Source organism: Bradyrhizobium sp. BLXBL-03 (assembly GCF_051853015.1).
Taxonomy (GTDB): domain Bacteria; phylum Pseudomonadota; class Alphaproteobacteria; order Rhizobiales; family Xanthobacteraceae; genus Bradyrhizobium; species Bradyrhizobium manausense.
In genome coordinates, this window is the sequence record NZ_CP182470.1 from 7,251,488 (window position 1) to 7,271,134 (window position 19,647).

Here is a 19,647-nt window from a genome sequence, read left to right on the forward strand (position 1 = left end):
GATCTCTTCGGTTCCAGTCAGAACTTGAAAGCGCCCGGGTGCGAGCATGGTAGGTAATGGAGCTGACTTTCATTGGCGATCTCTCCTCTTACCAGGTAAGCCAGAGCAAGCACTGCGCCAATTACGAAATGCTGCTAATCACCGCATCCAACGAATGGAATAGCTCATTCGTGCCGATAGTACAGCCGCAGAACAGCGGCATCAAATTCTATTGCTGCGTTAGCGGTCCGACGAGACCTCATCCAGCACAAGGACGAGCCCCTGTCGCGGACAGGCTCAGGTGATCTATATAAGCCAAGCTGCCGTTTAGCGGAACGATGGACGTCGCTCACATTAGATGGATGGCCTAAAGGGACGATGTCGAGGCAGATTCACGAACAGACGATGCGGCGGCCGTTTCTTAAGCCCGGCTAGGAGGAACTCAGAAATGAGCTGCATTGTAGGTTGGCCCTCAGCGGCTCAGAACATATTGTAGGAATGTGCGCGTGCGCGCGGATTCGGGATTGCTAAAGATCTTGTCCGGCGAACCCTGCTCGATAATGCGGCCACCGTCGAAGACGACGATGCGGTCAGAGACCTCGCGTGCAAAACGCATCTCATGCGTGACGATTAGCAACGTCACCTTCGTCTCGTGCGCTACGTCTCGCACCACATCGAGAACCTCTCCGGCGAGCTCAGGGTCCAGCGCTGAAGTGATTTCATCGAGCAGGAGTATCTCAGGCTTCAGGACGAGCGCCCGCGCGATCGCAATACGCTGCTGCTGACCTCCAGAAAGCTGCGCAGGATATGCATGCACTTTGGCTTCAAGGCCTACCATCCGAAGGTATTTGAGCGCGCTCGTCTGAGCCTGATCTGTGGCCTGTCCCAACGCGGTCGTCGGTGCCAACACGAGGTTCTGCAGTACGGTCAGATGCGGAAACAGATTGAATTGCTGAAAGACCATACCACACCGGCGGCGGATTCGCGCCTCCTGCGAGCTGGAGAGCGGTTTGCCCGTAGCATCGAAGAGGATGCTTTCGCCAAAGACGCGGATATTGCCGCCGGTGGGCTTCTCAAGGGTCATCGCCAAACGCAGTACAGTCGTCTTTCCTGAACCGCTCGGGCCGATCAGCGTAACCTTTTCGCCCGGCCGCACCAACAGATCCAGATCGATGAGAACGGGGTGAGCGCCGAATGATTTCGAGACGTTTTCGAATTCGATGGCGTACATGGCCTGTACCGATTTGGGGGTGGATGCCTGTGCCTCTATTGGATTGGAGGTTACAGCGGCTCCTGGCACGTAGCCGCCTGCACGGCCAATCACGGTGCTAAACATGCTTGTCTTTCAATCGGCAGATGAGATAGAGGAACGGCAGATTCATGAAGATATAAATAAGGCCCGCAATGGTGAAGGGCTCGAGATAGCGGAAGTTTTCGTAGCCAGCGACTTGAGCTTCGCCAAGCAGTACAGGCACCCCGATCGCAAAGAGGAACGCGGATGTCCGAAACAGCGCAAGTACGTAGTTGAGGAGCGCAGGGATGGACCGCTTTATCATCAACGGAACAAGCACGCATCGCCAGGTTGTCGATGGACTCAAACTGAGCGCCACACAAGCTTCGCGCAATTCGGCGGGGATTGTGACCAGGCTGCCCCGATATACCTCGGAACAGAACGCAGCGTAGACAACACCCAGCACGGCGATGCCAATTGGCATTGCGGGAAGGGTGAACCCCACTTCCGGCAAGACATAGAAGGCGAAGTAGAGAAGCACCAGGATTGGCACTCCCCGGAAGAGTTCGAGTAGGAAACGCACGAACATTCGACCGAGCTTGGTACTCACATTCTCCAAGATCGCAAGCAGAAGACCAGCTGTCAGCGCAATCGCCGAACTCGCAAACGTTACTAGGACGGTGTACCAGACCCCGACCATCAGGCGCGGCAGGATCTGAACAGCATAGCCCCAATCCCACGTCATTGAGCGGCTCCCGCGAGCGCGGTCGCATCGGGCGCGACCTGAACCGAGACGCGCGCAGCTCGCAATGCGCGGTTCAACGGAAGCACACCTTCAAGCGCGCGAAAAGCAGCGGCGCAAAGCAGGCACAGCATCCAGTACACCGCAGCAACCAGGCAAAACACGGTGGCCGACTCGAACGTTTGGTTGCGAATGTTATTCGCAACATAGAGCACATCTTGTACACCAACGAAGCTCACGATCGAGGTCCATTTGATCATGTCTCTTGCTAAGCTGCCGAAACCGGGGACGATCTGCGAAAGCGCCTGTGGCAGAACCACCTTGGTGAGGCTCTGTATTCTACTCAGCCCGAGTGCATGACACGCATCAGTTTGCCCGCGATGCACGGCCTGAATGCCAGCTCGCACGATCTCGGCACCGTAAACGGCTCCATCGAGCGACAGCACAAGGATCGAGGCCGCAAGCGGACTCAGCTGCGGCATTCCGCGTATCAGCGGCAGCACATAGAAGACCCAAAACAGGAGAACCAGAGCCGAGGGACCACGAATGAATTCGATCAAGAGAATCGAGCTTACTCGGATCACCGACCTCTTGGAGAGCCTTAGCGGGCCAAGGATGAGCGCGCCTAGAGCTGCACCCAGAATGATGCAGAACGCTACCGATCCGGTGACCCACAAGCCATGCGCGAGTGAAGGCCAGTACTCCAACACAGCTCCCACTGCAGCTGCTCCTTACTCGCAACTTGGCACGACGTGACTGGCCCTCTTCAGCTTGGTAAGCATATCCCAGTTGGGGACCTCGTACTTCACGATCAGGTTCTTCCAGGCCCCATTAGTGCGCAATAAATCGAGCTGCTTGTCGAATGCGTCGCGAAAACGAATGTCTTCTTTGCGGAATGCCGCGCCAATTCCACTCAGTGGGGTCGATTTGTCGACCACAACCTCGAGACCTTTCTGCTCCGGCTTGCTGATGCTGAACTGACCGACTACAAACGCATTTGCCCGGCGGCCAATGACTACCGCGACGCCAGCCTCGATGTCAGGAACGCGCACGAGTCGCTCGAATGCGATTCCCTGCTTGAGTACATAGGCTTCCTGAGATGACCCTGTAACCACCGCAAGCCTGATTTCAGGAGTCTCCGTAACCTGCCTGAGGTTCTCTAGATTGCTCGGATTTCCAGAGCGCACAAACAGGGCATCATGCATTGCGATCATTGGGGCCGAGAAAACCACCACTCTGCAGCGGGGTTCGGTGATTACAAGCCCCGGTCCAATCAGGTCGAAATGCCGGGCCAGCAGTCCAGGGATCATCGCCTCCCATGCCGTAAGCACAGGCGTAAGCGCTGGTGCTCCCATATTCTTGAGCGCTAGACTCGCCAACTCTACTGTGTAACCCGTCGGCTCTCCGCTCTGCGATACGCCCATCCAGGGAGGGACCGAGCCCATTGCCACCCTGGCCTCATCGGCTTTACGCATCGAGGTGATAAGAGGATCCTGGGTTTGCGCAAAAGTCGCGAGCGAGTAGCAGGTTAGTCCGATCAGCAGGAGCGGGAAGTTTGATATTGCAAATCGCATAATCGTCGTCTCGTCGTCCTTTGATTGATGAACTCTGATGAATGGGGTCTGGTGACGCCAATTGGAATGTCAGACAGATCAATCCTACTGAGTCCGACAGCCAGCTTGTTCGTTACCAAGGCGGTTCAGCCAGCGCGGCGGTCACATAGATCGCGGAGAAAAGGAGCGAGACACGCCTGCGATAGACATAGGGTCTTGCGACTGTGATTGGCCGGAACGAGGCAATACAGGCCTATTGCTCGGGACTGATCGTGCCGGCTGCCCGACGTTGAGTCGCACTGTTGGCCGCATCCACTGTAGTGTCCTCAGATCTATCATAGCTATCAATTGATGTTTCCGGATCGCTTGTCTGTGAATTGGCAAGACGCGTGCCAGTGCGCCCCGTGGATAACGCTCGCCTTTTCGAAACGCGCCTGTTAGCTTTGTGACGCGTGTCGGGCTGCCGACAAGGCACATGGAGGATCGGCGCGAGGCAGAGCTTTTTTGCGGATTACGGCGAGGAACGGTGGTGCATGTGGCGGCGAACGATTTGTCCTCGCGACTAGGGTATCCGTATGCGCATTGCCCCGTCAGAAATGCTCCTGAATACTGAGTTGTTGCCTCACGTAAATTGCTCCCCAATGGCAAGGGCGCGCGGGGGCGGCGCTATTCCATCCCGCTGTGCGCAACGAGATCGGCCTCGACGCCGCGCTCAAGGGCGGTTCACGAATTGGACATCGGGCTCACGTGTGCCCAGATTGCAGACCCGACCGGTACATTAGCACCCGGCTCGCGCCATATCGGTAACTTGTCCTCCAGCGAGGTGAGCTGCGCATCAGCCGTTCGCCCAGCGCCATCGAGCTCAGAAACTCGCTTCTCGTAGACGATGGCACCGCGTGCGCTGCCGCCATCGCCAGCGGATTGCCTTTATGGGGCGCGGCAAATCGGCCGGGCGCGAGCACATCGATGATCTCGGCGCGGCCACGACACCCGAGATCGGTATGTCGCGCGCAAGATTCCTCCTTTCAGATCTTGCGTGGCCCGCGAGTCCGAGCAACCCAATTGGAATCGCCATAGCTTGTACCGCCTCGAAGCTGATCCGAGCCACTGAGGGGAATCGGTGGGGGATAGGAGTCGCAGAGAACGTACCAAACAATCAAGCCCTGTGGGCATTCCGATTTGATCATGGCCGGTCAAGGAGCAGTCATCCGCTCGAGATGCTGCGGGTACCGTGCCCCCTGCACCAGGATCTTGGAAATGACGGTGTCGATATCGTGAAGATCCTCGACTTTTAGTTCAACACGAGCGGCTCCAACATTCTCCTCAAGCCGGTCAAGCTTAGTGGTACCAGGAATCGGCACAATCCATCCTTTCTGGCCAAGCACCCAAGCGAGCGACAGCTGCGCACACGTTATTTGCTTGCGCGTGGCAATTTCCCCGATGAGATCGACTAACGCTTGGTTCGCCTTGCGGGCCTCTGGAGTGAAGCGCGGCACACTCTTACGCAAATCGGTACTGTCGAAAGTCGTGTGCTCGTTAATGGCTCCTGTGAGGAAGCCTCTGCCTAACGGACTGAACGGTACGAATCCGATGCCGAGTTCCGCGAGCGTCGGTAGAACCTCATGCTCGGGTTCTCGCCACCAAAGAGAGTATTCACTCTGTACCGCGGTGATCGGGCAAACCGCGTGCGCACGCCGGATCGTTTGCACTCCAACCTCCGACAGACCGAAGTGCTTCACCTTACCTTCCTGAATTAGGCTCTTTACTGCGCCGGCAACATCCTCGATCGGGACGTCCGGATCGACGCGGTGCTGATAAAATAGGTCAATCCGGTCGGTCCTTAGCCGTTTGAGTGAGCCTTCCGCGACTTCCTTGATGTGCACCGGCCAGCTATTGAGACTTATCTGATTCGCTCTCTGGTCAACTTCGAACCCAAATTTGGTGGCGACTACAACCTGGTCGCGGAGCGGAGCAAGCGCTTCGCCTACCAGCTCTTCGTTCGTAAACGGCCCATATATCTCCGCGGTATCAAAAAGCGTGACGCCGCGTTCGACGGCAGATCGGATGAGCGAAATGCCCGTCTGCCTATCGACCGCCGGACCGTAACCGCTGCTCAGCCCCATGCAGCCAAGTCCAATAGCCGAGACTTCCAAGTTGCTCTTCCCAAGCTTGCGCCGCTGCACTCTTTGCCTCCGTCACATCATCAATCTCGTGCACGCTTAGTGTTGGCCGCTTGCAGCGTTCATGGAGTGTGCACGCGGTACAAGCGCCGGGAAAACGCGCCGCTTGTCCCCCGTGAAACGAGCCGGCTCTGGAAGTCGATCGACGCGGACGCCTCGGGAACAACTCGCTTGATATCCATCGCTGGGGCTCCTTGCTCCAATTCGGGTGTCTTGATGATCTCTGTCTAGCTGCCGCCGTGGCGGCGAGGCGGAGGCATGCATTGTCGCATCATCATGGCCTCTCAATTAGCCAATCGGCAACACGGCCCCCCCCCCACGAACGGCGGGAGAGGCGCCCTCACCTCGATGCCTCGGCCACAGTCACGCTACGGTCCGCAGACGCACTCTAAACCGCAGCGTCGGCGTTCCTTCGAAGCGATGCGCACCTCGGCTCACGGTCGCTGAGCCGCGGGTGCAGCTGCTTGTGCTCGCGACCGGTGTTGTCGAGAGGCTGACAACAGCTGCACCTTTGCCATGATGAGGCCTCATATCGGCTGAAACCCGAGCGAAAAACGAAAACGGTTCTTTATGTAGGCCCCGTCGCGCGGAGGTGGAACGCGAGGGGGAATATCGGTCGTGATTTTGATCGCAGCGAACTTCACGCCACATCGGCTATCGAGCCTCTCGCGTAGATCGTTGATGCCCGCGAGATTCGTGATTTTGCCGGTCCATGAGAAGCCGCAAGCCTTCGCGACTTGATCGAGCGCAACGCCGCGCCCGGTGTGGCTTTCCTGCATTCCGGTCTGACCAAAATGGCCGTTGTCGAGAACGGCCACGGTCAAGTTGGCGGGGTTGCGGATCCCAATGGTCGCAAGGGCCCCAAAGCCCATCAGCATATCGCCGTCACCGGTGAGGACGAGTACTGATTGATCGGGCCGGGCTGTCGCGAGCCCGAGGCCTATCATAGCGGCGCTCCCCATGGCACCCCAGAGGTAATAATTGTTATCATGATCGCCTGCCGCCATGATGTCGAATGATGCCCACCCGATACCACCCACCACCAACAGGTTCTTCCGACCAGTAAGCAGGCGAGCCACCACCTCGCGGCGATCGAGCATACCATTGTCTACTACCTCACCCATTGCTTATCTCCCATCAATATCTGCCCGAGCAGTACAGCGCACGCCCGGTCCCCGTTGAAGGCCATGGTTGCAGCGCCGTGCAGAACGGGGCCGACATCCTTGGGATCGTCGGCCTGCCAAGTCAAAACGTTCATCAGGTTCAGCGCCTTCTCGATCGCTTGCCCCATGGGATTCTGCCATGGATTCGATTCAGCCCAATCGCCGCGCCTGGTGACGACCATCAGAAGCGGAAAGTGAGTACAGGACTGAAGGGCTAGCGAGTTGATGCAGTTTCCCACACCGCTCGACTGCATAAGAAGAACGCCGCGCTCGCCTCCGAGCCACGCTCCAGCCAAGTAGCCGATCCCTTCTTCCTCCGTCGTGAGGACGACAGCATTGATCTCCCTGTCCGCCTCGGCCAATCGGATAGTCGTGGAATGCCCGATATCCGGAACGTAGACGACGTGCTTCACTCCATGCTGCTTCAGTATGCGGAACACCTCTTGCTGCCACCTTTCCGGTCCAGCTAGCTCTGCATCCATAATTATAGCTCCTTTGAGTCAGGGCCCCGCTCACCAAGAGGCACGCCCATCCGGGTTCGGATACCAGAAGCTTGGGTTCAGCTGTGATCCCAACTGCTCGGTATTTCGAGTCACCATCCACTCAGTGTTGCTGCATCTCAATAGCAATGTTCGTGCCATCGGCGTCAGCGAACACTAAGCCACTGATTGCGCGTTCAAAAGCTAAGGTGGGTAGCACGGCGTGGCGATGTTGCGAACCTAACCAGCTTTTGTGCCGATGTGAGAACTTGGCCAGCGCTCGCGCGGTTCGCGCCAAAACCATCGTCGCAGTCGAGACAATAACGGATCATCCATTCCGAACGGGCGGCGATGCGGAAAACAAACACAGAATCTTGTTATATGTGGATCACCGTTGTACCAATCCGGTATTCTACCCCATCAGCCCTCTGCTCGACACCTTCGATGATCCAGATTGCGTCAAACAATTCGCGAAATCCGCGACCATTCATCGCAATTATCTCGCGCATTTTTCGAACGAAGATAACGACCTCCGCCAATGCTTTCGGCACAAAACCAATAGCATATGCGCCCGTACCACTTGAAGCATATCCCACGCAACAACGGCATAAACGGTAATCGCCGTTTTCTTCCAAGATTCAGCTAAAGTCTGCGTGGCACTACGAGGCGGCACTACCTCACCAGTGTCACCACCGGTGTGCCGGCATGCTCAGTCTAAACCCGACAGCTTCGCTTTAGTTCGAACCCGGACGAGCACGTTTCTAGTGTCCAGGCGATTGTCAAACTGCCAGAACAGGTGTGCCAACAGTACCTTTTGTCACTATGAATTGTCCGATTTCATCCCTAAATCTTGAATATCCAACGTACAAAAAAACTAGGGAACAAACATGAAAGATATTCTGGTCATCGGGGCAGGTCGGATCGGCGGTGCAATCGCGTCGATGCTGGTCGATACTGGCGACTACAAGGTGACGGTCGCCGACTGCAGTCGTGAGCAGCTCGACAAGGTGGATCGCCATCCGGCGCTTTCCATTGCATTGCTTGACATTGCGGACAATGCAAGTCTGGCGGCCGCGCTCACGGAGAAATTCGCGGTTCTTTCCGCCGCCCCCTTTCATGTAACGGGGCAGATCGCCGAGGCCGCACTTGAGGCGGACGCGCACTATCTTGATTTGACCGAGGATGTAGCGACCAGTGAGAAGATCGAAGATCTGGCTCACAATGCGGATCGGGCATTCATCCCGCAATGTGGCCTGGCGCCTGGCTTCGTTTCAATCGTCGCCAACGACATGGTATCGCGCTTCGACACACTCGACAGCGTACGCATGCGCGTCGGCGCGCTGCCCCGGTATCCCTCTAACGCGCTGAACTACAACCTGCTCTGGAGCACCGACGGCCTGATCAACGAGTATGTTCAGCCCTGCGATGCCATCGTCGACGGCAGACTTGTGCAGGTGCCGGCGATGGAGGAGCGGGAGGAGCTTTCGTTTGACGGAGTGACTTATGAAGCTTTCAATACTTCTGGCGGATTGGGTACGCTGGCAAGGACGCTGGAGGGGAAAGTGCGCACGATGAACTATCGAACAATCCGTTATCCTGGTCACCAGGCAATTATGAAGGCGCTGCTAAACGATCTCAATCTGAAGGACCGTCGAGATGTTCTGAAAGATCTATTCGAAAATGCTCTGCCGGCGACCACGCAAGATGTGGTCATCATCTTTGTCACTGTCTGCGGTTGGCGCGATGGACGTTATGTGCAGGAAACCTATGCAAACAAGATCTATCCTGGAATTGTTGCGGGACGCACATCGACTGCAATCCAAATGGCGACGGCGACAGGAATTACCACTATCTTTGACCTTCTCGCGCAGGACCGGTTGCCGGCAAAAGGCTTTGTCCGACAGGAGGAGATTGGTTTGGCGGACTTTCTGGGCAATCGGTTTGGTCAGATTTACAATCCGGACGCCATGCGGATGAACCAAGCCAGATGAGCTGTTCAGCGCACCTGTTTGCAGCGGCTCATTTCGCTCTCCAAAGCCAAGGGAGTTGCATAGCCAGGAATGAAATCGGCGGTGCAGCACGGACGCGCGGCCGCTCACTGTCGCGGCCGGGAAATAGCCAGCGTGTCGGTCGGGTTAGCCGCCAGTGGGCTCTCAGAATCTTCAGAAGCCGCGGCGAGAGCATGACATAGCGGTCCCTGCCGCCTTTGCCTTGTTCGACCCGGATTACCATCCGCTGGCTGTCGATATCCGCGACCTTGAGGAAAGCCACCTTCGACAGCGGTAGTCCGGCGGCATAGCCTGTCGTCAACGCTTTGCGGCTCTTTAGGCTCGGGATCGCCTCTAGAAAGTTCACCACCTCGTCGGCACACAGCACGACCGGCACTTGCGTGGCACCGCGCATAGGCGATCCGCTCCGGGATCGTGCTGTGACCGAGCGTCACGCCGTAGAAGATTGCAACGCACAGACGATCTGATTCAGTGCAGGCCATGGGATCCCCGTCGCCACCAGGTGAATCTGGAATGACCTGCCACCGAACTTTCATCCAGCGGCGGTTAGAGTCTCGGGGTTTTTGGAGCGAGACCGAACTTTGGACCACCCAGACCTAGAGTTTTACGCCTCTGTCACGTTGGCGGGCTGGATGCGCCAAGGTGGGTTTGCAGCAAAATCGGCGGTCTGTTGCCGATCGCCCCATGGGGCCGTTCTTCGTTATACAACAAGGCTCAAGAACGCCCACAGGACGGTTCTTCGCGAGGTTCTTTACCGACATCATCCCTGGTTTGGTCGCCGAGTTTGCGTTCATGGAAGGGTCGAGAAGGCTGATGATGTCGCTTTCCGCTGCTCTCTTGATGGATCGCAAGCGGATCGATGGTTGGAGGTTCCAGCATGGATGTTCGATCGGACAGCATGCCCTGACGCTGAGCCTTTGACAGCTCAGCCGTTTGTCAGCATTGACGCACTTGCGGCGCTCTCTGCGCTTCTCGATCGGGCGTTGAAGGATCGAACGCCATCAGCTGCCCTGCTTTCTGGCGCATCCAGAGCCTCTCACGACCAGAATCGGGGAGAGACTCATGTCACGGCAGACGGCAGTGCCAGGGAGCGGATACCGACGCAATCGACAACCGCGGCCGCAGCATCATGCGTGTTCCAGCCGATCGTGATCACCGATTCCAGGCCATCGTGATCACCCATTCCAGAGCATCGTGATCATCGTTTCCAGCCGATCGTGATCGCTATTTCCAGCGATCATGATCGGGGGCAACGGGGAGGCGCGCACCGCTGACAGTCTGCAACCCGGCTACCTTGGTCTTTTGCCCAACCGCAGAGGATCGAGATGCCGACAGAGAGACTGTCCATGCGCCACATTCGTGAAGTTCTACGCCTGCACTACAGCGTCGGCATGTCGCAACGCGCCGTTGCCCGCAGCCTCGGCTTGGCCCAAGGCACGGTCAGCAAGTACCTCAACCGCGCCCGCCGCGCCGGCCTGACCTGGCCGTTGCGGCCAGAGCTGGATGACGATGTCCGGCTCGAGAACCGCCTGTATCCGCCACCCTCTGATCGGCCCAGCGACGAACGTCCGCAGCCGGATTGGGCGCTCGTGCATCGCGAGCTGCGGCGCCCGAACGTCACGCTGATGCTGTTGTGGGAGGAGTATTGCGACGCAAGCTCCGACAGCTTCAGCTACTCATGGTTCTGCGAACGCTACAAGGAATGGGCCGGCCGCCTCAAGCCGACCCTGCGCCAGGTTCATGTCGCCGGCGAGAAGCTGTTCGTCGACTATTCCGGCCACACGATGGAGGTGGTTGACGGGCTCACGGGTGAGGTGCGCAGCACGCAGATCTTCGTCGCCGTGCTCGGCGCCTCGAACTACACCTACGCCGAGGCCAGCCTCAGCCAGAGCCTGCCGGACTGGATCGCTTCGCACGTTCGGGCCTTTGCCTTTTTCGGCGGCGTGGCCCGGCAGACGGTGAGCGACAATCTGAAGGCCGGTATCACCCGGGCTTGCTTCCACGAGCCGATGGTCAACCGGACCTATGCCGATCTCGCCCGCCATTACCGCACCGCCATCGTTCCAGCGCGGCCGTATCGGCCGCGCGACAAAGCCAAGGTCGAAGTCGGGGTCCAAATCGTCGGGCGATGGATTCTGGCGCGCTTGCGCAACCGCCGCTTCTTCTCGCTCGCCGCCCTCAACGAGGCGATCTACGCGCTCCTTGTCGAGTTGAACGATCGACCTCTCCGGAGCTGGGGGCGAAGTCGGCGCGAACTGTTTCAGGAGCTCGATCATCCGGCGCTCACCCCCTTGCCGGATGAACCGTACGAGTATGCCGAGTGGAAGCGCTGCCGGGTCAACCTCGATTATCACGTCGAGATCGCCAAGCATTACTACAGCGTCCCTCACAACCTCGTTCATCAGGAGGTTGAGGCCCGCATCACCCAAAAGACCGTCGAGATATTTCTCCGCGGCAATCGGGTGGCGTCGCATCTGCGCAGCACCTTGCCACATCGCCCGACCACGATTCCCGAGCATATGCCGAGCTCACATCGCCGCTATCGCGACTGGACCCTTGAGCGCATTCGTTCGGAAGCCGCCAAGGTCGGTCCCGATGCCCAGACGCTGATCGACGTCATCCTGCGATCGCGGCCACATCCGGAACAGGGCTTCCGCTCGGCCATCGGCATTCTCGGGCTGGTCAAGCGCTACGGCCAGGAACGCGTCGATGCCGCTTGTGCCCGGGCCCTCCTGCTCAACGCCCGGTCGTACAAATCGGTCGCCGCCATCCTCAAGAACGGCACTGACAGAACTGCTCCTCCCGCCGAGGAGGCGCCCATCCTCTTCCATACCAACATCCGTGGCCGCAGCTATTACAATTGATCAGGAGAGATCAGCATGCTCATTCACCCCACCGTCGATCGCTTGCGCGCACTCGGCCTCGCCGCCATGGCCGATACCTGCGCCGAACTGCAGAACAATCCCGAGGCGGCCGAGATGCCGCACGCCGATTGGCTCGGCCTCCTCGTCGATCGCGAGGTCACCGCCCGCGACAACCGCCGCCTCACGCGCCGCTTGACCAGTGCCAAGCTCCGTCAAGCCGCCACCATCGAGAACGTCGACTATCGCACCGCCCGTGGTCTCGATCGTTCGCTCTTCCAGAACCTCGTCACCTGTCAATGGATCCGTGACAGCAACCACCTGGTCATTGTCGGCCCAACCGGCACCGGCAAGTCCTGGCTTGCCTGCGCGCTCGGCAACAAGGCCTGCCGCGACGGCTTTTCCGTCCTCTACAAGCGAACATCCCGTCTGTTCGCCGATCTCGCCCAGGCGCGCGGCGAAGGCCGTCTGGCGCGCCTGATCGCGGCCCTGGAGCGCGTCAATCTCCTCATCCTCGACGACTGGGGACCCGAACCGCTCACCGCCGACCAGCGCCGTGATCTGCTTGAGATCGTCGATGATCGCTACGACAAGGGGTCCTTGTTGATTACAAGTCAGGTCCCCGTGTCGCAATGGCATGACGTCATTGCCGATCCCACCCTCGGCGATGCGATATTGGACCGCATCATTCACAATGCCCACCGCATCGAGCTCAAAGGCGACAGTCTACGGCGTCAGGCTGGCGAAAAGAAAAAACCGTGAGCACCTCGCGCACGATCGGCCCGCCGGCCCACAGGCCCCTCCCGCGCGCGTCGCTACGTCGCTCGTGGGGGCACTCCGCGCCGCGCACGGGGCCCTCCCATGGACCGCCGGGACGATCTCCAAACCAACCCGCCAATCTTGACGAGGAGACTATTTCCAGCCCAGATGCAATCGTCAGCCGTGTTCGCCTCCGCACCTGATCGCGATCACTGGAATCCGTGATCACCATCGCCTGGAACACCTGATCACCATCCCTGGAATGCGCAAGCATCAGATGGATCTGTTCGGGAGTGGCCTGTCGAACGGCGCCGTCGGCGCGCCCACATGGCTGGATCTGCCAGCAGAAGCGCGGGCAGCGCTCACGAGCCTGATGACGCAATTGATCCTCGACCATGCTGCGATGACAGCGACGCCGCGCGCGAAGGAGGTCGATCATGATCTCTGACAAGGTCAGGCCTCATCATCTGGAGCGCAAGGCGATTCTTTACGTGCGTCAATCTTCGGCCCATCAGGTGTTGCACAATCGCGAGAGCAGCGCGCTGCAATACGCCATGCGAGACCGACTGACGGCACTCGGGTGGTCAGAGATTGAAGTGATCGATGATGATCTCGGTCGTTCAGCCGCCGGCGGCATACAACGCGCCGGATTCGAGCGAATGGTGGCGGAGGTTTGCCTCGGCAAGGTTGGTGCGGTTTGCGCCCGCGAGGTCTCGCGCTTCGCCCGCAATAGCCGGGATTGGCAGCAACTCATCGAGATGTGCCGCGTGGTCGATACCGTTCTGGTCGATCAAGAGACCATCTATGCGCCAAGGCACGGCAACGACCGCCTGCTGCTCGGGCTCAAGGGCAGCCTCAACGAGTACGAGCTGGATCTGTTGCGCCAGCGCTCGCTCTCGGCCCGCTACGAGAAGGCACGCCGGGGCGAGTTGGTTGTGACAGCGCCCGTCGGCTTCGTGAAGGCCGGCGACCGTTATGAGAAAGACCCGGATCGGCGTGTCCAGGAAGCGATCAAGCTGGTGTTCGACAAGGTCGAGGAACTGGGCAGCGCGCGGCAGGCGCTCTGCTGGCTCCACGAGTACAATCTCGATTTGCCGGTGAAGCAGACCAACGGCGACACGGCCTGGCGGCGACCAAACTACTCTGCCATCCACCGGATCATTGAGAACCCGGTCTACGGCGGCGCCTATGCCTATGGTAAGACAGCTGTGGCGGCGGGATACAGCACCGCGGGCGTGAGCGTGAAGATCCGCCGCAAGGCGCGGAACGACTGGCTGACGCTGAAGCCCAACACTCACGAAGGGTATGTGAGCTGGGAGAAGTTCGAGGCGATTCGCACCATGGTCAGCAGCAATGTTCCCACCAGTCGGCATCACGGCGCGCCCAAGCATGGTGACGCGTTGCTGGCCGGTCTGATCCGCTGCAAGCGCTGCGGTCGCAAGCTCACACTCCGGTACTCCGGCATGGAAAACCATATCCCTCGCTACAGCTGCAGCCGCGCCTGGATGGACAATGGCGGGGCCCACTGCATCGCCTTCGGCGGACTGCGCGTCGATGATGCCATCGAGGAAGCACTGCTTGGCGTCGTCGGTCCGGGCGCTGTCGCCGCCGCAACCGCTGCCGCCAAGGGAGCCAGGGAACGGCGCGATCAGGTACGCGATGCTCTCAGTCGCGACCTCGAAGCGGCGCGCTATGCCGCCGACCGAGCCTTCCGGCAATACGATGCCACTGATCCCGCGAACCGGCTGGTGGCCAGTGAGCTGGAAGCCCGCTGGAACAGGTCGCTCGCTCACGCGGCGGAGGTTGAGGCCAAGATCGCCATGCATGATGCGGCGACGCCCGCACCCCTTGCTGATCCAGCCTCGCTCGGCGTTCTGGCCTCGAACCTCAAAACGGTCTGGGATGCGCCGACCACGGATGCTCGCCTCAAGAAGCGCATTGTGCGGACCCTCATCCATGAGGTCGTGGCCGATATCGACGACGCGGCCTCGGAGATCGTTCTCATCGTCCATTGGGTGGGGGGCGCCCACAGCGAGTTGCGCTTGCCCAAGCGCCGGCGCGGACAGCGCAACAGCACCTCCGCCGACATCATCCAGGCCGTGCGTCAGTTCGTGCTGATCGCCAGCGACGATCTGATTGCCGGCCTCCTCAATCGCAACGGCCTCAAGACCGGTAACGGCAATCGCTGGACCCGCGAGCGCGTCACATCAATGCGCTCGAACTACCACATCCCGGTGTTCAAGCCCGCCGAGGACGGGATCGAGCCATGGCTCAACCTTGGCAACGCCGCAAAGCTCCTGAAGATCGCGCCCAAGACGCTCCGGCTCGCCGCTGAAGCCGGCGAGATCGAATCCATCCATCCTCTCCCGGATGGTCCTTGGATCTTCGCCCGCACCTGGCTGATAACAACTGCCGCTCAATCTATCGCCGAACGAGCGCGACAGAACCCAAAATACCCCGCGGGATCGCATCCCGCTCAACAAAATCTCTTCTCTTCAATCACATAGCCAGATGGGTGTTCAGATGCGCAGTTGTAATATCTGCGCCAAGTCTCCACTTTTTCCTGGGCGTCCGCAAGGCTGAGGAACCAGTGGGCGTTGAGGCATTCGGCCCGGAAGCGACCGTTGAAGGCTTCGATGAACGCATTGTCGGTCGGCTTGCCGGGCCGCGAGAAGTCCAGCGTGACGCCGCGCTGGTAGGCCCAAAGGTCAAGGTCGCGCGACACGAACTCGCTGCCTTGATCGACGCGGATCGTCGCCGGGTATCCCACTTCCTTACAGGCCCTTTCCAGTATCGCCACGACGTCGCTGCCGCGAAAAGTCAACCGTGGCGCCAGCGCCGGCGAGAAGCGGGAGAAGGTATCGACAATCGTAAGTACGCGCAGCTTGTGTCCGGTTGCCAACTGGTCATGGACGAAGTCCATCGCCCAGGTCTCGTTCGATCGTGTGGCCGGCCTGCGATCATCCCGCAGCTTGGCCTTGACCCGGCGCTTGGGCGTTTTGTTGCGTAATTGCAGGCCCAATTCGCGATAGATGCGCCGCGTCTTGTTCTGGCCATGGCGCCAGCCTTCACGACGCAGCAGGACGTGAACACGACGATAACCGTAGCGGATACGAACATGACAGATCTCCTTGATCTTCTGTTCGAGGGCAGCCTGGCCGGAGCGACGGGACTTGTAGTGGTAGGTCGAGCGGTCAAATTCGAGAGCGTCACAGGCCCTGCGGATTGAGACCTGCCACTCGCTGCTCGCCGGCGACAAATTGTGGATGCGTCGGCGGAGAGGGCTCACCTCGGCCATCGGAAAACCTCCTGTCTGAAGTGTTGGGCTCTGAGAGCCCTCGAGCTCTAGATAGCGGGAGCCGGCCGTTACCACCTCTCCTCAAATGCCGCGCCAGCGGCTTCGTTCATCCCTAACTAAACCCATCCTGCTTTAGCCAAAAATCGGTGCAGCGTTCTGACCTAAGACCACCTAAATCGCTTGCCCATCCTTCAGGCACGAGTCGATCGAAAGGCGCATGCCTTCTCGCAAGGCGATCTTGGGCCCATATCCAAGCACTTTTCTCGCCTTAGTGATGTCGCAGGCAATTGTCTTGTCCATTTCAGAAAGAACATGGACATTCTGGTGATAAATGCCGGCCATTTGAAGAGTTGCATCAACCGCCATTGCGAGTTTGGCCGCAACGCTCGGCAGACGGATCTTATTACGTTTGACCGTCATCCCAAAATCTTCATGCAGGACCTTGCTGATGGTTTCGACAATTTCGTTCATCGTGTACGGCGTCTCGTCCGCAAGCCAGAAAATCTCGCCCGCCGCATTTTTGTGAGCTGAGGCAAGCAGGATGCCCTGCGCGAGGTTGTCAGTATAGCCCATCGAGCGGCGGTTTCGCCCAGATCCAACGATTGGAAACTTGCCGTTCTTTACCATCTTGAAAAAGAGCGTTTGCCTTGTTGGCTGATTGGGTCCGTAAAACCACGGCGCACGGACGATGACAATTTCTGTCGGCCCACCAACGGCAATTTCCGCACGCAGCGCTTTTTCCATCAGCATCTTGGAGCGGCCATATCCCATATATGGGTTATAGTGGCTTTTCTCAGTGAACCTGTGGTCCGGATGTGGGTTGAAGCCCATCGGCGAATTTGAGGACATGACGATCGCGCGCCGTACGCCTATCTTTTGCGCCGCCGTAAGCAGATTGATCGTGCCTTGCGTGTTGATCGCTTCGAACTGAGCAACCGATTTGGGATGAACAACCCCCGCAATGTGGATCAATATGGCACCCTCGGCACCGGCCATGAATGCACGAACAGTTTCCATGTCCCGGATGTCACCTATCACGATTTGTATGCCCTGTTGACGTAGCTGCGACACGTCTTCTCCCGGAAGGGCGAGCGCCCGTAACCGGAAGCCTCCGGTTGCAAGAAGTCGTGTTTCCGGCAAACCTGTCGTCAGCGCCGCCGCGATCCGCCCGCCCAGCCAGCCGGAGGCTCCCGTCAGAAGCACGAGCGGCGTATTCAGGGCTATCGGGATTACCTCTTGCGACATTAATTGCCCCTTAATTTCTTTCTCTTGTGGCTGAGCCGGCACGTTCTCGTGCTGAATGACAGAGCGCTGCCTCCGCAGCCCGGAAAGCTAGCGCCATGATGGTCATTTGGGGATTGACGCCTGGCGCTTCCGGAATGAGGCTGCCATCGGCGATAAAGAGGTTTTCAATGCCGCGCACCCGCCCGTAACTGTCGACGGCGCAAACATCCCGATGCTCGCCAGGCGGGCAGCTCGAAAACAAGTGTATTGTCATCAGATTCGTTGCCCCTTTGGGCAGAGGCTTGTTCCAGAATTCATGCACCTGATCAGGGCTCGTCCATCCTTCATGGCCGGATATGCTGGGGAACACCTTGCGAGCGCCGGCGGCAAACATGGCTTGGCCAAGACGCGTAAGAACTTGGCTCAACGCAATCCAGTCCTCAGGGGCAAGTTTGAAAGTGACAAGCGGCTCGTTAGAGCTCGGAATCGGTCTCACTGAGCCCACGCCGCGCGGACGTATCATGCCGTAATATGAGCCGCAAAAACGCCAGTCCCGCATCAGATCGCCGCGATTGGTCCAGTCCTCCGCAAGCGAGAGGCCAAAGACCGCGGGCGTGAATACCGATCCACCGATGCGTTGTTCTGGCATAAATTCGGTAATCGCAGTTAAAGGAAGCCGCGACTGATGCGCATCGACCGGCTCGTTAAACAGCGCCGTTGCCTTGATTGTCGGGTGAAGGCGCAGCGTATTACCAATGCGTTCACGCAGGCCAGAGCGGCGCAAAAGCGCTGGGGTTTGAATTGCACCGGCGCAAACAAACACCAGGTCGGCTTTTACGCGGACTGGCACGGCCTGTCCGCTAGTATCCCGTGACTGGGCAAGGACCTCTGTGGCGCGGTCTTTTTCAATTCGGATCTTGTCCACCCGCGTTTGCGCCAGCAGCCGCATCCCGCAGTCCATCGCCTTCTGCAGAAGCGTCACCGACATAGACTGCTTGGCGCCGTTCGGACATACATAAGAACATCGGTTCGCCCCCTTACAGCCACGTTGCGCCCGTTTCAGTTCCGATACTTTCCAACCGAGCGCTTCGCCCCCCTGCCGCAAAATATCGGTCGCGCGTCCGTGCGGACCGGGGGTCAGGCTTGCATTTACCGCCGCCTCTGCGCGCTCGTAATATGGCGCCAGTTCATCGGGCGTAAAATTCTCGATCTTGTTGAGCGAGCGCCATTGATCAATGAGATCGCTATCGGCTCGTTGGGTAATACCGCTGTTGATTTCTGTTCCTCCCCCGACGCAGCGGCCTTCCGCATAGGTAATGCTAGGCCTGCCAATCGCGGCGGTTATTCCTCCGCCGCGCCAAGCGGCCGAAAATGCCTCTATTGCGATAGGAGAAGCCGATGACGGCGGAATATGCTTACCTTCTTCAAGCATGATTATAGATAAACCGGCAGATGTCAGCGCATCTGCCACGCTGGCACCGCCCGCACCGGAGCCGATAATCACCGCATCCGCTTCCAGTTGCAGTGCGTTGGTCGGATGAAAACTGCCTTTCATGTCCGTGCCTTTTGGTTCAGAGTAGGCCCAGGCCGTGCGGACCAAAGCTTGGCCGTCACGTACATGTGGTCATAAAATGCAAGTAGCGTCATCGATCGATAGAGGCGTACGACGGACGTGATAGCACCGGGCGACCTCTGCAGAAGAGCATAAAAACTGTCTGCTCGAGAGGCGGTTGCTAACGGACCGCCCGCGGCGGTCGAGATCAACAAGATGCAAAGGCCCAGCAAAATCGAAACGCTTCGAACCGTCGAACGTACAAAAAAGGGGGCGCCTCCAATGGCCCGGGTGACGCTTGCAGCCACTTCGACTACTACGATTGGTCTTTCTTCCGCGTCGAGCAATGGCCACGTCGGCATCAGTGTTGCCACGAGCACTCGATCGAATATCATTTTTAGTCTCCTCGAGCCAGAAAAATAATACCGGCTAACACAACCGAAAAAAACTAGGGCACCTATAAAGCCCATTGAGAGAAGCTTATCGGCTAGTAGGGCATCGGCAGGCAATGACGTCCGGCTCCACTGCAGCAAGATACTGCAGGAATTCAGGCCCGCGGCAAGAAGCGTGATCAGAGGCGGCATATTCATTCCGGGATCACCCGCAATATGTAGGGA

The 19,647-nt window shown here is 58.7% G+C and carries 17 protein-coding genes and 2 pseudogenes; 6 read left to right on the plus strand and 13 right to left on the minus strand.

All coding sequences use genetic code 11. The annotated features are described in order from the left end of the window. Positions 1 to 451: 451 nt before the first annotated feature. The 8 genes from ACNJX9_RS34505 to ACNJX9_RS34540 all read right to left on the minus strand — a co-directional run bounded on the left by ACNJX9_RS34505 (position 452) and on the right by ACNJX9_RS34540 (position 7,962). Positions 452 to 1,210 (minus strand): amino acid ABC transporter ATP-binding protein, encoded by a 759-nt coding sequence (locus tag ACNJX9_RS34505; protein WP_439410179.1) that lies wholly within the window; start codon positions 1,208 to 1,210, stop codon positions 452 to 454. 97 nt (positions 1,211 to 1,307) lie between these two features. Then, entirely contained in the window at positions 1,308 to 1,955 is a 648-nt protein-coding gene (locus ACNJX9_RS34510) for an amino acid ABC transporter permease (RefSeq protein WP_439406506.1), read from the minus strand. Beyond that, positions 1,952 to 2,671 (minus strand): amino acid ABC transporter permease, encoded by a 720-nt coding sequence (locus ACNJX9_RS34515; RefSeq protein WP_439406508.1) that lies wholly within the window; start codon positions 2,669 to 2,671, stop codon positions 1,952 to 1,954. Before ACNJX9_RS34515 ends, ACNJX9_RS34510 begins: the two co-directional genes overlap by 4 nt. 12 nt (positions 2,672 to 2,683) lie before the next feature. Further along, positions 2,684 to 3,526: a transporter substrate-binding domain-containing protein gene (locus ACNJX9_RS34520; RefSeq protein WP_439406509.1), complete on the minus strand. Its 843-nt coding sequence runs from the start codon at positions 3,524 to 3,526 to the stop codon at positions 2,684 to 2,686. A gap of 1,172 nt (positions 3,527 to 4,698) precedes the next feature. Next, positions 4,699 to 5,688 carry an aldo/keto reductase gene (locus ACNJX9_RS34525; RefSeq protein WP_439406511.1) on the minus strand — a complete coding sequence of 330 codons (990 nt, stop codon included), beginning with the start codon at positions 5,686 to 5,688 and terminating at the stop codon, positions 4,699 to 4,701. Positions 5,689 to 6,212: 524 nt separating this feature from the next. Continuing rightward, complete coding sequence (locus ACNJX9_RS34530; RefSeq protein WP_439406512.1) at positions 6,213 to 6,809, minus strand: thiamine pyrophosphate-dependent enzyme; 597 nt, start codon at positions 6,807 to 6,809, stop codon at positions 6,213 to 6,215. Then, a complete protein-coding gene (locus ACNJX9_RS34535) occupies positions 6,797 to 7,330 on the minus strand; it encodes a thiamine pyrophosphate-binding protein (RefSeq protein ID WP_439406514.1) in 534 nt (177 codons plus the stop codon). The genes ACNJX9_RS34530 and ACNJX9_RS34535 overlap by 13 nt, the downstream gene beginning before the upstream one ends. 374 nt (positions 7,331 to 7,704) lie before the next feature. Beyond that, positions 7,705 to 7,962 (minus strand): hypothetical protein, encoded by a 258-nt coding sequence (locus ACNJX9_RS34540; RefSeq protein WP_439406515.1) that lies wholly within the window; start codon positions 7,960 to 7,962, stop codon positions 7,705 to 7,707. A 252-nt stretch (positions 7,963 to 8,214) separates the two neighbouring features. Here ACNJX9_RS34540 and ACNJX9_RS34545 point away from each other — a divergent pair, with 252 nt between their 5' ends. Further along, entirely contained in the window at positions 8,215 to 9,318 is a 1,104-nt protein-coding gene (locus tag ACNJX9_RS34545) for a saccharopine dehydrogenase C-terminal domain-containing protein (protein ID WP_439406516.1), read from the plus strand. 97 nt (positions 9,319 to 9,415) lie between these two features. Here ACNJX9_RS34545 and ACNJX9_RS34550 read toward each other — a convergent pair. Beyond that, positions 9,416 to 9,856, minus strand: a pseudogene (locus ACNJX9_RS34550) (tyrosine-type recombinase/integrase); the annotation flags it as partial. Between the two features lie 164 nt (positions 9,857 to 10,020). On the opposite strand from ACNJX9_RS34550, the gene ACNJX9_RS34555 reads away from it, so the two are divergent. Further along, on the plus strand, positions 10,021 to 10,257 hold the full coding sequence (locus ACNJX9_RS34555) for a hypothetical protein (protein WP_439410261.1): 237 nt from the start codon (positions 10,021 to 10,023) through the stop codon (positions 10,255 to 10,257). Between the two features lie 139 nt (positions 10,258 to 10,396). Here ACNJX9_RS34555 and ACNJX9_RS34560 read toward each other — a convergent pair whose 3' ends face one another. Further along, positions 10,397 to 10,519, minus strand: coding sequence for a hypothetical protein (locus ACNJX9_RS34560; RefSeq protein ID WP_439406517.1), 123 nt, complete (start codon positions 10,517 to 10,519; stop codon positions 10,397 to 10,399). Between the two features lie 142 nt (positions 10,520 to 10,661). Here ACNJX9_RS34560 and istA point away from each other — a divergent pair, with 142 nt between their 5' ends. From istA to ACNJX9_RS34580, 4 genes are all read left to right on the plus strand, one after another. Next, positions 10,662 to 12,200: an IS21 family transposase gene (gene istA, locus ACNJX9_RS34565; RefSeq protein WP_439406519.1), complete on the plus strand. Its 1,539-nt coding sequence runs from the start codon at positions 10,662 to 10,664 to the stop codon at positions 12,198 to 12,200. 15 nt (positions 12,201 to 12,215) lie between these two features. Next, entirely contained in the window at positions 12,216 to 12,959 is a 744-nt protein-coding gene (gene istB, locus ACNJX9_RS34570) for an IS21-like element helper ATPase IstB (RefSeq protein ID WP_439406521.1), read from the plus strand. 259 nt (positions 12,960 to 13,218) lie between these two features. Next, a complete protein-coding gene (locus ACNJX9_RS34575) occupies positions 13,219 to 13,404 on the plus strand; it encodes a hypothetical protein (RefSeq protein ID WP_439406522.1) in 186 nt (61 codons plus the stop codon). Then, on the plus strand, positions 13,394 to 15,463 hold the full coding sequence (locus ACNJX9_RS34580; protein WP_439406484.1) for a recombinase family protein: 2,070 nt from the start codon (positions 13,394 to 13,396) through the stop codon (positions 15,461 to 15,463). Before ACNJX9_RS34575 ends, ACNJX9_RS34580 begins: the two co-directional genes overlap by 11 nt. On the opposite strand, the pseudogene ACNJX9_RS34585 reads toward ACNJX9_RS34580, so the two are convergent. The 3 genes and pseudogenes from ACNJX9_RS34585 to ACNJX9_RS34595 all read right to left on the minus strand — a co-directional run. Next, positions 15,433 to 16,197 (minus strand): annotated as a pseudogene (locus ACNJX9_RS34585) (IS3 family transposase); the annotation flags it as partial. The gene ACNJX9_RS34580 and the pseudogene ACNJX9_RS34585 overlap by 31 nt on opposite strands. A 228-nt stretch (positions 16,198 to 16,425) precedes the next feature. Next, entirely contained in the window at positions 16,426 to 17,499 is a 1,074-nt protein-coding gene (locus ACNJX9_RS34590; RefSeq protein ID WP_439406524.1) for an NAD-dependent epimerase/dehydratase family protein, read from the minus strand. 10 nt (positions 17,500 to 17,509) lie between these two features. After that, the gene (locus ACNJX9_RS34595) at positions 17,510 to 19,033 is read right to left on the minus strand and encodes a GMC family oxidoreductase N-terminal domain-containing protein (RefSeq protein ID WP_439406525.1); all 1,524 of its coding nucleotides are present in this window, start codon (positions 19,031 to 19,033) and stop codon (positions 17,510 to 17,512) included. Positions 19,034 to 19,647 lie beyond the last annotated feature (614 nt).